This is a genomic window from uncultured Polaribacter sp. (assembly GCF_947497695.1).
In the GTDB taxonomy this organism is placed as follows: Bacteria; Bacteroidota; Bacteroidia; order Flavobacteriales; family Flavobacteriaceae; genus Polaribacter.
Map to the genome: position 1 here is coordinate 133592 of NZ_CANMHM010000004.1, position 12699 is coordinate 146290.

At 28.6% G+C, this 12699-nt stretch carries 13 protein-coding genes; 10 read left to right on the top strand and 3 right to left on the bottom strand.

What is annotated here, in order from left to right; genetic code table 11:
* The first annotated feature begins 9 nt into the window (after positions 1–9).
* On the top strand, positions 10–402 hold the full coding sequence (locus tag Q0731_RS06790) for a (deoxy)nucleoside triphosphate pyrophosphohydrolase (RefSeq protein ID WP_299061725.1): 393 nt from the start codon (positions 10–12) through the stop codon (positions 400–402).
* Positions 399–3533 carry a DEAD/DEAH box helicase gene (locus Q0731_RS06795; RefSeq protein WP_299061728.1) on the top strand — a complete coding sequence of 1045 codons (3135 nt, stop codon included), beginning with the start codon at positions 399–401 and terminating at the stop codon, positions 3531–3533. The genes Q0731_RS06790 and Q0731_RS06795 overlap by 4 nt, the downstream gene beginning before the upstream one ends.
* 56 nt (positions 3534–3589) lie before the next feature.
* Here the strand turns inward: Q0731_RS06795 and Q0731_RS06800 are convergent, their stop codons facing one another.
* Both Q0731_RS06800 and Q0731_RS06805 read right to left on the bottom strand, forming a co-directional pair.
* Complete coding sequence (locus Q0731_RS06800) at positions 3590–5482, bottom strand: SulP family inorganic anion transporter (RefSeq protein ID WP_299061731.1); 1893 nt, start codon at positions 5480–5482, stop codon at positions 3590–3592.
* Positions 5483–5532: 50 nt separating this feature from the next.
* Positions 5533–6129 carry an NUDIX domain-containing protein gene (locus Q0731_RS06805; protein WP_299061733.1) on the bottom strand — a complete coding sequence of 199 codons (597 nt, stop codon included), beginning with the start codon at positions 6127–6129 and terminating at the stop codon, positions 5533–5535.
* A 7-nt stretch (positions 6130–6136) separates the two neighbouring features.
* On the opposite strand from Q0731_RS06805, the gene pyrE reads away from it, so the two are divergent.
* The gene (gene pyrE, locus Q0731_RS06810; RefSeq protein ID WP_299061736.1) at positions 6137–6778 is read left to right on the top strand and encodes an orotate phosphoribosyltransferase; all 642 of its coding nucleotides are present in this window, start codon (positions 6137–6139) and stop codon (positions 6776–6778) included.
* A 9-nt stretch (positions 6779–6787) separates the two neighbouring features.
* Positions 6788–7177 carry an SRPBCC family protein gene (locus Q0731_RS06815; protein ID WP_299061739.1) on the top strand — a complete coding sequence of 130 codons (390 nt, stop codon included), beginning with the start codon at positions 6788–6790 and terminating at the stop codon, positions 7175–7177.
* Here the strand turns inward: Q0731_RS06815 and Q0731_RS06820 are convergent.
* Positions 7174–7905 carry a biotin--[acetyl-CoA-carboxylase] ligase gene (locus Q0731_RS06820; RefSeq protein ID WP_299061741.1) on the bottom strand — a complete coding sequence of 244 codons (732 nt, stop codon included), beginning with the start codon at positions 7903–7905 and terminating at the stop codon, positions 7174–7176. The genes Q0731_RS06815 and Q0731_RS06820 overlap by 4 nt on opposite strands.
* A gap of 87 nt (positions 7906–7992) precedes the next feature.
* On the opposite strand from Q0731_RS06820, the gene rsfS reads away from it, so the two are divergent.
* The 6 genes from rsfS to Q0731_RS06850 are packed head-to-tail and all read left to right on the top strand — an operon-like array spanning position 7993 to position 12699.
* The gene (gene rsfS / locus Q0731_RS06825; RefSeq protein ID WP_299061743.1) at positions 7993–8361 is read left to right on the top strand and encodes a ribosome silencing factor; all 369 of its coding nucleotides are present in this window, start codon (positions 7993–7995) and stop codon (positions 8359–8361) included.
* Positions 8362–8381: 20 nt separating this feature from the next.
* Positions 8382–10364, top strand: a complete 1983-nt coding sequence (gene ftsH, locus Q0731_RS06830; protein ID WP_299061745.1) for an ATP-dependent zinc metalloprotease FtsH — start codon at positions 8382–8384, stop codon at positions 10362–10364.
* An 18-nt stretch (positions 10365–10382) separates the two neighbouring features.
* Positions 10383–10967, top strand: a complete 585-nt coding sequence (locus Q0731_RS06835; RefSeq protein WP_299061747.1) for an LUD domain-containing protein — start codon at positions 10383–10385, stop codon at positions 10965–10967.
* 1 nt (position 10968) lies between these two features.
* A complete protein-coding gene (locus Q0731_RS06840) occupies positions 10969–11763 on the top strand; it encodes a phosphatidate cytidylyltransferase (protein ID WP_299061749.1) in 795 nt (264 codons plus the stop codon).
* 2 nt (positions 11764–11765) lie between these two features.
* Entirely contained in the window at positions 11766–12422 is a 657-nt protein-coding gene (locus Q0731_RS06845) for a phosphatidylserine decarboxylase family protein (protein ID WP_299061751.1), read from the top strand.
* 4 nt (positions 12423–12426) lie between these two features.
* A complete protein-coding gene (locus Q0731_RS06850; RefSeq protein WP_299061754.1) occupies positions 12427–12699 on the top strand; it encodes an acyl-CoA-binding protein in 273 nt (90 codons plus the stop codon).

Here is a 12699-nt window from a genome sequence, read left to right on the forward strand (position 1 = left end):
AGTAAAAAAATGAAAGAAAAAATTATTCGAGTTACTTGTGCTATCATTAATTTTGACGATAAAGTTTTAGCAGTTCAAAGAAGTGAAAAAATGAAACTTCCATTAAAATGGGAATTTGCAGGAGGAAAAGTTGAAAAAGGGGAAACTGAGATTGAATGTTTAAATCGAGAAATTTTTGAAGAATTAAATATTAAAATTGAAGTAAAACAAAAATTAACAACTGTAATTCATCAATATTCAGATTTTAAAATTGAATTGATTCCTTTTATTGCTAAATATTTATCAGGTGAATTAACACTAAAAGAACACGCTAACTTTATTTTAGCTTCAAAAGAAGAATTACACAATTTGAATTGGGCAGAAGCCGATTTGCCAATTTTAAAAGAATATTTATCATTATGAATCAAGGTATTTACGAAGAATTAATAACACAATTAGTATCTGAAAATTTAAACAAAATTGATAAAGATAAATTCTATTTAAAGAAAACTAAAATTGATAAAGAAGAAGCTTCAAATATTTTATCCAATCATTTGGCAAAAACTTTAAACCATGCTTTTCAACTTATAAAAGGTAAAGCAGAACTTCAGATTGAAATTGCTAACAAAATAATTAGGTTGCTTAAAGACGAATTAAATAAGCAAGAATTTAACGACGAATTAATAACTGTTGAGGGACAAATTTTGAAAGCTGTATTTTCAAAAGCCGATGCTCATTTTTCGAATTTAGATTTAAGATTAAAAGAAATTACACCTTATACACGCTTGACGCAAAGTGAATTATTTACAGGAGGAAATGTAGGTTTATCATTAGAAAGCGAGCTTAAAAAAGAAATTCTTTCTTCTAATGAAATTAATTTATTAGTCTCTTTTATAAAGTTTAAAGGCATAATAATTCTTGAAAAAGAACTAAGAGAATTTACAGAACGTGGAGGAAAACTGAAAGTAATTACTACAACATATATAGGAGCTACAGATTACAAAGCCATTCATTTATTATCAAAACTACCAAATACAGAAGTTAAAATATCTTACAATACAAGCAATGAAAGATTACATGCAAAAGCTTATCTGTTTTATAGAGATACAAAATTTCATACAGCTTATATAGGTTCTTCTAATTTTTCAAGATCTGCTTTAACAGATGGCTTAGAATGGAATTTAAAAGTAACAACGAAAGAAGTCAGTCACATTATTGATAAATTTCAAAAAACTTTTAATACGTATTGGCAAAGTGAAGATTTTGAATTATTTGATGACAATATCCATAAAGAAAAGCTACAAAGTGCATTAAAGCAAAGTAAGTTTAGTAAACCTTACGAAAACTTTACTGCTCTATTCGACATTAAGCCATTTCCATATCAAAAAGAAGTTTTAGAAAAATTGGAAGTGGAAAGAACAGTTCATAATCGATTTAAAAATCTTTTAGTTGCTGCAACAGGGACAGGTAAAACAGTTATCTCTGCATTTGATTATAAACGTTTCAAACAAAACAATAAATCTGCAAAACTACTATTTCTTGCACATAGAAAAGAAATTATTCAAAAATCATTATCTACTTTTCAAGGTGTTTTAAAAAACAATAATATTGGCGAATTATGGGTTGATGGAATGGTACCAAATAATTTTGAATTTGTATTTGCTTCTGTCCAATCTGTAAAAAATCAATTTAAAAATCACAATTTAACGCAAGATTATTACGATTACATTATTATAGATGAATGTCATCATCAAACAGCAAATAGTTATCGCGAAATTATAAATTATTTTAAACCAAAAATTTTATTAGGACTTACAGCAACACCAGAACGTATGGATGGTGGTGATATTTTAGAAGATTTTGATAATAAAATTGCTGCAGAAATACGTTTACCAGAAGCAATGAATAGAAAGTTGCTTTGTCCTTTCCAATATTTTGGAATAACAGATAGCATCGATTTGCAAAATGTAAGTTGGGTTAGAGGTAAATATGTAGCCAGTGAATTAACTAATTTATATACTAGAAGTGACAGAAGAGTTAGAGAAATAATTGATGCCTTGAATAAATACACTAAAGACATCAACGATGTTAGAGCTCTAGGCTATTGTGTCTCTATGGAGCATGCAAAATTTATGGCTCAAAAATTTACTTTGGCAAATTTAAAAGCAGATTATCTTACAAGTAATAATAGTAAAGACCGAGATTTTATTCGTCAAAAATTAGAAAAAAAGGAAATCAATTTTCTTTTTGTAGTTGATATGTTTAATGAAGGAATTGACATTCCTGAAATAGATACCGTTTTATTTTTAAGACCTACAGAAAGTTTAACCGTTTTTTTACAACAATTAGGAAGAGGGTTAAGATTACACGAAGACAAAGATTGTTTAACTGTTTTAGATTTTGTTGGTAACTCGAAGCCTGAATATAATTTTGAGAGCAAATTTAGAGCGTTAATAGGTAAAACAAATACAACAGTTTTAAAAGAGATTGAAGATGATTTTCCTCATTTGCCATTAGGTTGTTCAATTATATTAGAAAAAAAGACAAAAGAAATAATCCTAAAAAATATTTCTGCAGCGACGTCTTTAAATAAAAGTAAACTGATTCAAAAAATTCAGCAATTTCAACACGAAACTAATTTACCATTAACGTTAGCAAACTTTATTAAATTTTACGATATTCCAATACAGGCTATTTATAAAAGAGAAAGTTGGAAGCGTTTGTGCCAATTAGCAGGTAAAATGGACTATTTTACTACTGAAAATGAAAAAGCAATCGTATCAGCCATTTCAAACAAATGGTTATCTACAAATTCTTTAAGCTATTTCACTTTCATATTAAAAATGGCAAAACTGAATTTTAAAGTAATTATTTCAGAATTAAATGAAAATGAAAAAACAATGCTTTTAATGTTACATTATGATGTTTGGCAAAAAGAAGCTGGTTTCGATTCTTTAGAAAAAAGCATTCATCAAATTGGAGCCAACAACATTTTAGTTGAAGAAATAAAGGAAGTATTAGAAGTCTTAATTGAAAAAATTGACTTCAAAGAATTTCAAATTCAACTACCTTATAAGCAACCGCTAAAACTTCACGCACGATATACAAGAGATCAAATTTTAGCTGCATTTCAATTAAGTACATTTAACAAAAAATCATCAAATAGAGAAGGAACTGCTTTGAACAAAGATTTAAAAACAGAAATACTTTTTATAAATTTAATAAAATCAGAAGAAAATTTTTCTCCAACAACCATGTATAACGATTATGCTGTTACAGATTCATTATTTCATTGGCAAAGTCAAAATCAATCACGACCAGAAATAGGCAAAGGTCTATCCTATATAAATCATGAAAAAGAAGGTAAAAAGATTTTACTTTTTATTCGAGAAAAATCCAAAAATGAATTTGGTAAAAGTTTAGGTTTTGTTTTTGTAGGCGAAGGAAACTTAAAAGACTATAATGGCTCTAAACCAATGAATATTAATTGGAAATTAAACGAGCCATTACCAAATTATTTATGGAAAGATGCTGCTAAACTATCGGTTGGATAATTGAAAAAAGCTCAACTTTTAAAAGTTGAGCTTTTTCAATTTATATTTTTAAATGTTTAAAACTTATACTCTCCCAAAGGTTTAGGAAATTTTTCTGGATTTGCAGCTAAATGATAACGAGGGTCATCAATACCTTCTTCTATGATATCTGTAAAAATTGGGCTTGCTTTATAAAGCAATACTTTACAATCTTCACTTAAATGTTTTAAGGTTATTTTTTTATTGGCTGCTTGGTATTTTTCTACTAGAATAAAAATAGCTTCTATAGCAGAATGATCTGAAATACGTGCTTCTACAAAATCTATCTCTATAACATCTGGGTCATTTTTAATATCAAATTTTGAATTAAAATCAGTAATACTTCCAAAGAAAAGCGGCCCCCAAATTTCATAGATTTTAGTTCCATCTTCTTTAAAACGCTTTCTTGCTCTAATTTTCTTAGCACTAGCCCATGCAAAAGATAGGGCAGATATAATAACCCCAACAAATACAGCAATTGCCAAGTCAAAGAAAACGGTTACAGCAGAAACAATGATTAATACAGCAGCATCAGACATTGGTATTTTCTTTAAAATTCTAAAACTAGACCAAGCAAAAGTTTCTATCACCATCATAAACATAACCCCAACCAAAGCAGCAATAGGCACTTGCTCAATATATTTATCAGCAAATAAAATAAAGGTCAATAAGGTTAATGCCATCATAATACCAGACAAACGTCCACGTCCACCAGCATTAATATTAATTACAGTTTGCCCAATCATACCACAACCACCAGTTCCTCCAAAAGCACCACTAACAATATTTCCTGCTCCTTGTGCAATACATTCTTTATTTCCGTTTCCTCTAGATTCTGTTAACTCATCAACCAAATTCATAGTCATTAAAGTTTCTATCAAACCAACAGACGCTGCTAAAAATGCATAAGGTGCAATAAATTTTAAAGTATCCATATTAAAAGGTAGGTTGCTCCAAAGCTCTAAAACATTTAATTTTTTAGAAATTTCATCAATACCATTTAAACCTGCTCCTCCTCCATCTCTAATAAAATCACCCACATTAATAGAACCTAAACCACTAAAAATAGAAATTAAAGTAACAATTAAAATAGCGGTTAATGCAGCAGGTACTTTTGTGGTTAATTTTGGCAATCCCCAAACAATTAGCATCGTTAATAACACCAAACCAATCATAATATATAAAGTTTTACCTTGCATAGTTGTTTTTACAACACCAGCATCTTTTACAGCATAAAAACCATCCTCAGAAGCATTAAAAACTACTTTTTTTGTTTTGATATCAAAAACTTGACCATCAGAAATTTTAAAAACTTCTTGATTTGTGGTGTTGTTTATTACTGAATTGCCATCAATAGAAAATAAAACAGTACCAGAAACAACATCTTTTACTTGATTATTAGAGACGTTATATACCAATTCTTTAGATGCTGTTTTACGCATATTTTGTCCAAAGAAATCTTTCTTATTTTCTTTAAACATACCCAATTGTGCCATAAAAATAACGATAGCCAATCCGTTTACAAATCCCATCATTACAGGATGAGGAATTAAACGCACAAATTTCCCTAATTTAAAAACACCTGCAAACACTTGTATAATACCCATTAAAACTACGGCAGCTAACAAATAAAAGTACCCCATATTTTCCACTGGTTGATCAAAAAGCAAGCCTTTTGCATGACCTTCTTGAATCATGTTTACAAAAATAACAGCTACAGCACCTGCAGCCCCAGAAATTAAACCTGGTCTACCTCCAAAAGTTGCAGAAATAATTCCTACAACAAAAGCACCAAACAATGCTACAATTGGACTTATTTGTGCCACAAAAGCAAAAGCCACAACTTCTGGTATCATTGCTAAAGAAACAGTGATTCCTGCTAATACATCATCCTTAGCATTGGGTATTATTTTTCTAATAAAATCTGTCATAATTTTGGTCAATTTTCAAGTTGGCAAAGATAGAAGGTTTTTTTAGAAAACTACCCTTCTTTAAAAGTATCATACACTAATTGAATATTTGCATAAGTATTTTTTAAAGCCTTTTGGGTTTCTTGCTCATTTTTAAAAACAACTTTTGTTATTCCTTCTTCTAATTGTGGGGTTAATTCTTTAGTAGCATCAGCAGTCATTAAAAACCAATATGTTTGTTTTAAATTAAAACCTTTATGCTCATAAACATGATATGTTGTTATCAAAGGTTTAATTATTTTTAGGTTAAAAACGCCGCATTCTTCTTCAACTTCTCTTATAGCAGCATTTTCTATGGTTTCTCCTTTGTCAATCCAACCTTTTGGTAAATCCCAAATATTGTTTCTATAAATGAATAAAACCTCGTTTTTAGAATTTAAAACTAAACCTCCTGCAGCAGGAATTAAATTAAAATTTTGAAGAAAAATATGCCAATCTTGTTCAATTTGTTCTGTGTAAAGAATAATTCCTTTACTATTTTTATCTTTTAGATTGTAGATAAGATCTTCAATAACAATGTTGTTAAAGCTATATCTAAGAAAATTATTTACTTTTTTTGTTGAAGAAGTAATAATTATAGGCTTGTCATTTACAAAAACTTTATACATTTGCGATATGATTATGAACAAAGATACTGCAAAAAAAACGGCTGAACTTTTACTAAAAGTAAAAGCGATAAAGCTGAATCCAAATGAACCCTTTAACTGGGCATCAGGCTGGAAATCTCCAATATATTGTGATAATAGAGTAACGTTATCTTACCCTTCTGTTCGTGTATTTTTAAAAGAAGAAGTTGCTAAAATTGTAGAATTACAATATGGCAAACCAGATGTAATTGCTGGTGTTGCAACAGGTGCTATTGCTATTGGTATTTTAGTGGCACAAGAATTAGGTGTTCCTTTTATTTATGTAAGACCAGAACCAAAAAAACATGGTAGAAAAAACCAAATTGAAGGGCATTTAGAAAGTGGTCAAAATGTTGTAGTTATTGAAGATTTGATAAGTACAGGAAATAGTAGCTTAAATGCAGTTACTGCTTTAAAAGAAGCAGGAGCTGTTGTAAAAGGAATGGTAGCTATTTTTTCTTATGGTTTTGATGTTGCTGATAAAAATTTTGAAGAAAAAAATGTTAGCTTAACTACCTTAAGTAACTATGAAAACCTACTAGAACAAGCTCTAGACAGTAATTACATAACAGACAAAGAGTTAATTACATTAAACGATTGGAGAAAAAGCCCAAGTGATTGGAAACAATAAAACATAAAAATGGATATTAAAGGAAATACAGTAATTATTCAAAAATCTGCAAAAGAAACATTTGCTTTTTTTACTGACTTAAAAAACTTTAAAGTAATCATGCCAGACAATATTCAAAAATTTGAAGTTGATGGAGATTCTTTTATTTTTGGATTGCCTGGAATGCCAGAGATTAGATTGGTTCTTAAAGAAAAAACAGCTTACTCTAATATAACTCTAGGTGCTGCAAGTAGTAAATTACCTTTTACTTTAGCGGCAGATTTAAATGAAATTGCAGAAGATAAAACAGAAGTAAAATTAAATTTTGAAGGAGAATTCAATGCAATGATGGCTATGATGATAAAAAAACCATTAACCAAATTTGTTGATACTCTTACAGAAAATATTGGAAAACTTTAAAGAAAAGATACTTCTTTAACACCAAATTCTTTAATAGAATCATTCTCTAATTGAATTTGAAGTTTACCATCTTTAGAAATTCCAATAATAATTCCCATAAAAATTTCATCCCTTGTATTTTTAAACATACTAGGGATATTTTTTTTGTACAAAACCTCTAAATAACGTTGTTCTAAAAATGTATATTCTTTAGCTGCTAACAAGCTAATATTTTTTTGAAGTGATTTTAAAATAACCTTTAACAAATCATCTAAATTAGATGCTAAATCGGTTTCTAATTTTAAAGAAGTTGCATTATTTAAAAATTCTGGAAATATTTCTTGATTTACATTAAGACCAATGCCAATTATTGTATTTTTTATATTAGTACCTCTAAAATTATTTTCTACAAGTATTCCACAAATTTTTTTATTTGCTGACAAAATGTCGTTGGGCCATTTAATGGAAACTCTTTTAATTTTTTTAGCAATTAAAACATCATAAATAGCCAAAGAAATAGCAAAATTTAAATATCTTTTTTTTACTATTTTTAAATCATCAAACGCAACAAAAACACTAAAAGTAAGGTTTTTATAGGGTGTAGATATCCATGAACTTTCTAATTGACCCCTCCCTTTTTCTTGGTGATCTGTAATAACAATTGTATAGTTTTTTAAGGTAGAATTTTGCGACAAATCCTTTAAAAAAGAATTTGTAGAATCAGTGGCATTAAGTTTGATTATTTCCAAGTGTTAAATAATGTGTAAACTACTGTAATAATAAACAAAATACTCGCAAAAAAATAATAACTTTGCGTTTAATTAGAAAAAAAGTTAATGACAAACAAAAAAGTAAGTACAGATGATTTAATTGCTTTGATTATCAAAGGAATTGATGAAGTTAAAGGAGAAGGTATTCAATTATTAGACTTACGAGATATAGAAAATACAGTTTGCGATTATTTTATAATTTGCTCTGGAAATTCTAATACACAAGTAAATGCAATTTCTGGTTCTATTCAAAAAATAGTTAGTAAAGAGCTAAAAGACAAACCTTGGCATATAGAAGGACAAACAAACTCTGAGTGGGTTTTAATGGATTATGTTAACGTAGTTGTTCACATTTTTCAAAAACATGTACGTGAGTATTATGACATTGAAAGTCTTTGGGGAGATGCAAAAATTACAGAAATAAAATCAGTTTAAATTTTTTATTTATTAAATAAATGAGTGATTCAAAAAAAGATAATAAACCAAATATTCCTAAATTTAAGTTTAACGCATATTGGATTTATGGTGCAGTATTTATTGCAATAATGGCATTTCAATTTTTTAGTAGTGGAGATTTAGCTACTAAAAGTATTTCTAAAAATGAGTTTAATGAGATCTTAAAAGAAAATGATATTTCTAAAATTATTGTTGTTAACAATAATATAGCTCAAATTTTTATTAAAGAAGACAAAATAAAAAAAGCACGTTATCAAAAAATGGTAAATTCTGCTTTTTACTCAAAAACAAATTCTTTATTCGAATATAATTTTGGAGACTTACAAAATTTTGAAAAAAACATCGAACAAATCAGAAAAGAAAATGATTTAAATTTCGATTTAAAAAATGAAAATAGAACCAGTGTTTTTGACACTATTCTTGGTTTTTTACCTTTCATTATATTAATAGCAGTTTGGTTATTTTTTATGAAAAGAATGTCTGGTGGAGGAGCTGGAGCTGGTGGAGGAGGTCAAATTTTTAGCATTGGTAAATCTAAAGCGAAATTATTTGATAAAGATACCAAAGTAAAAACTACGTTTGAAAATGTAGCTGGTTTAGAAGGAGCTAAAGAGGAAGTGCAAGAGATTGTAGACTTCTTAAAAAATCCAGAAAAATATACTTCTTTGGGAGGTAAAATACCAAAAGGAGCTTTATTAGTTGGCCCTCCAGGAACAGGAAAAACATTATTAGCTAAAGCAGTTGCAGGTGAGGCAGATGTACCTTTTTTCTCTTTATCTGGGTCAGATTTTGTAGAAATGTTTGTAGGTGTTGGTGCTTCTCGTGTTAGAGATTTGTTTAAACAAGCCGCACAAAAATCGCCTTCAATTATTTTTATTGATGAAATTGATGCGATTGGAAGAGCTCGTGGAAAAAATAGTATGACTGGTGGTAATGATGAACGTGAAAATACTTTGAATCAATTACTTACTGAAATGGATGGTTTTGGCACAGATACCAATGTAATTGTATTGGCTGCAACCAATAGAGCAGATGTTTTAGACAGTGCTTTAATGCGTGCAGGTCGTTTTGATAGACAAATTTACGTAGACTTACCAAACATAAACGAAAGAAAAGAAATTTTTGAAGTTCACATCAAACCTTTAAAACTAGCAGATGATGTTAAAATCGAATTCTTAGCTCAACAAACTCCTGGTTTTTCTGGAGCTGATATTGCTAATATGTGTAATGAATCTGCTTTAATTGCTGCTAGAAATGGTAAAAAAGCGATTCATCATCAAGATTTTTTAGATGCAGTAGATAGAATTGTTGGTGGTTTAGAAAAGAAAAACAAGGTTATTACTCCAAAAGAAAAAGAAGTAATTGCTTATCATGAAGCAGGGCATGCAACTATTAGTTGGATGGTAGAACATGCTGCACCATTGGTAAAAGTAACCATTGTTCCAAGAGGGCAATCTTTAGGAGCTGCTTGGTATTTACCAGCAGAAAGAATGATTGTGCAAACAGAACAAATGTTAGATGAAATGTGTGCTACAATGGGAGGTAGAGCTGCAGAAAAAGTTATTTTTAATAAAATTTCTACAGGAGCTTTAAGTGATTTAGAAAAAGTGACTAAACAAGCTAGAGCTATGGTAACTGTTTATGGTTTAAATGAAGAGGTAGGTAACGTTACCTACTATGATTCATCTGGAAACGATGGCTTTGTAAAACCTTACAGTGAAGAAACTGGCAAAAAAATTGATACCGAAATTTCTAAAATAATAGAAGCTCAATATTTAAGAGCTATTAAATTATTAGAACTGCATAAAGATAAGTTAACAACGTTAGCAAATTTATTATTAGAAAAAGAAGTTATATTTAAAGATGACTTAGAGAAAATTTTTGGAAAAAGACCTTTTGAAGAAGTTGAAGAAAAAGTAGTTGAAAAAAAAAATAAAGAAGAAGAGCCAATTTTACCAGTAGCAGAAGACACTGTAGAATAAATAAACATCTTTAATTAAATGAGTTTTTTTAAAAAGCTATTCAATAAAACTGATAAAAAAAATAAAGAAATTCAAGAGCAAGAAGTTAATCTTGCTCTTGATGATTCTTTTGTACACCAATTTCTAAAAAAAGGTGGTAAATTTCTATATTGCTTAAGAAAAACTGAAGTTGCTAATAACCTACAAAATATTTTAAAAGAAAATCACTGGACTCAATTGACTCTTTTAAATGACGAACTAGTTACTTTATTTAGCAAAAAAAATGTAACAGTGAGTAAAACCTTTCAATCAAGTATACCAGTTCTATTAAGCTGTGAACATTTGATTGCAGATAATGGAGATATCTTATTTTCTTCAAATCAATTAAAAAGTAATAAACTATCTGAAATGCCTCAAAACTTCATTGTTTATGCAACTACAAGTCAATTGGTTAAAGATACTAGAGAGGGCTTAGCAGGTATAAAAATACACAATAAAGAAAATTTACCTACAAACATTTCTGCCATCAAAAATTACATTATCGATAAAAATGACGATAATTTTTTAAACTATGGTAACAGTAACTCAAAAAACTTATATTTGCTACTATTAGAAGATTTATAATATGAGTAACCTTTTAAAAAGGAGTCTTTCTGGAATTATATATGTTTTACTATTCTTATCTGCCATTCTTTTTTCTAAAGAATCGTACATAATACTAACATCTATATTTGGTTTGTTATGTATTTGGGAATTTTCTAACCTTATAAAGTTTAAAGGTTTTATTGGCTATATTTTTTTTGGCTTAACATTGTTTTTAATGTTAAAAAGACCAGAAAATTATGCAATTGCCATTATTTTAAGCATAACAATACTCTCTTCTTTATCACTTATATACTATTTGTTTTCTAAGAAAGAAATTACCTTTTCTACAGATAGATCTAAATCAGGTATATTAATAAGGTACATTATTTTTTCTATGGTTTTTTTAATACTTTTGCCTGTATATAAAGGAAACTATAATCCCAATTTAATGATTTCTATATTGATCATGATTTGGGTAAATGATAGTTTTGCCTTTTTAGTTGGTAAAAACTTTGGTAAGACAAAACTTTTTGTTTCAGTTTCACCAAAAAAAACAAGAGAAGGTTTTTTGGGAGGTTTAGCTTTTGCTTTACTAGCTGCATTTATTATTAGTAAGTTTAATAACGATTTTACACTTATAAATTGGTTTATAATCGCTTTTATTGTGAGTGTTATTGGTACAATTGGTGATTTAGTAGAGTCAAAATTTAAGAGACAAGCTAATATTAAAGATAGTGGATCAATAATGCCAGGTCATGGAGGAATTTTAGATAGGTTAGATAGTTTACTATTTGCTGCTCCATTTGTTTATGTATATATTAATTTTATAATTTAAGTATGATTCGTTTTCACAAAGAAGGGTATAAAATAATTACAATTGCTTTAATACTCTCTGTTGCAGGTATACTATTAGCCGAAAAATTTATTGATAGTACTTGGTTGGTTAAAACTATTCAAATATTAATACTTGCTTTATTAATAATTATTTTACAATTTTTTAGAAATCCTAAAAGAATTGCTCCTTTAAACGATAACGCTTTGGTTGCACCTGTAGATGGTAAAGTTGTGGTTATTGAAGAAGTTGAAGAACCAGAATATTTTAAAGGAAAAAGATTACAAGTTTCTATTTTTATGTCTCCCATAAACGTGCATGTTACAAGATATGCAATGAGTGGAGTTGTAAAATACAGCAAATATCACCCTGGAAAATATTTAGTTGCATGGCACCCAAAAGCATCAACAGAAAATGAAAGAACAACTATTGTTTTGAATAATGCAGTATTTGGAGATGTTTTATACAGACAAATAGCAGGTGCTTTAGCAAAAAGAATTGTAAATTATGCAAAAGAAGGAGAAAAAGTGATACAAGGTACAGATGCTGGTTTTATAAAATTTGGCTCTAGAGTAGATCTTTTTTTACCTTTAAACACAAAGTTAAACGTATCTTTAGGAGACAAAGTAAAAGGAGGTACTCAAATAATCGCAGAAAAATAATACTATGGAATCTGATTTAGACAAAAAGTTTAATGATGCTTTTGATAGAATGTCAAAGTTAAAAAAGGGTAGTATAACTCAAGATACAATGCTAAAACTTTATGCATATAACAAACAAGCCAATTTTGGAAATCAATCTTCTTTAAATAGTGAACCAAACGTTAGAAATGGTTTTAAATTTAATGCTTGGGTACAATTAAATGGCATGTCTTCAAAGAATGCTAAAATAGCATATATAGAATTAGCAAACACAATTTTAAATCCTAAAAATCAGTAA

Excerpts from the sequence above, each read along its gene's own strand:
- Q0731_RS06790 (WP_299061725.1), top strand. The coding sequence starts at position 10 with ATGAAAGAAAAAATTATTCGAGTTACTTGTGCTATCATTAATTTTGAC.
- Q0731_RS06795 (WP_299061728.1), top strand. The coding sequence starts at position 399 with ATGAATCAAGGTATTTACGAAGAATTAATAACACAATTAGTATCTGAA.
- Q0731_RS06800 (WP_299061731.1), bottom strand. The coding sequence starts at position 5,482 with ATGACAGATTTTATTAGAAAAATAATACCCAATGCTAAGGATGATGTA.
- Q0731_RS06805 (WP_299061733.1), bottom strand. The coding sequence starts at position 6,129 with ATGTATAAAGTTTTTGTAAATGACAAGCCTATAATTATTACTTCTTCA.
- pyrE (WP_299061736.1), top strand. The coding sequence starts at position 6,137 with ATGATTATGAACAAAGATACTGCAAAAAAAACGGCTGAACTTTTACTA.
- Q0731_RS06815 (WP_299061739.1), top strand. The coding sequence starts at position 6,788 with ATGGATATTAAAGGAAATACAGTAATTATTCAAAAATCTGCAAAAGAA.
- rsfS (WP_299061743.1), top strand. The coding sequence starts at position 7,993 with ATGACAAACAAAAAAGTAAGTACAGATGATTTAATTGCTTTGATTATC.
- ftsH (WP_299061745.1), top strand. The coding sequence starts at position 8,382 with ATGAGTGATTCAAAAAAAGATAATAAACCAAATATTCCTAAATTTAAG.
- Q0731_RS06835 (WP_299061747.1), top strand. The coding sequence starts at position 10,383 with ATGAGTTTTTTTAAAAAGCTATTCAATAAAACTGATAAAAAAAATAAA.
- Q0731_RS06840 (WP_299061749.1), top strand. The coding sequence starts at position 10,969 with ATGAGTAACCTTTTAAAAAGGAGTCTTTCTGGAATTATATATGTTTTA.
- Q0731_RS06845 (WP_299061751.1), top strand. The coding sequence starts at position 11,766 with ATGATTCGTTTTCACAAAGAAGGGTATAAAATAATTACAATTGCTTTA.
- Q0731_RS06850 (WP_299061754.1), top strand. The coding sequence starts at position 12,427 with ATGGAATCTGATTTAGACAAAAAGTTTAATGATGCTTTTGATAGAATG.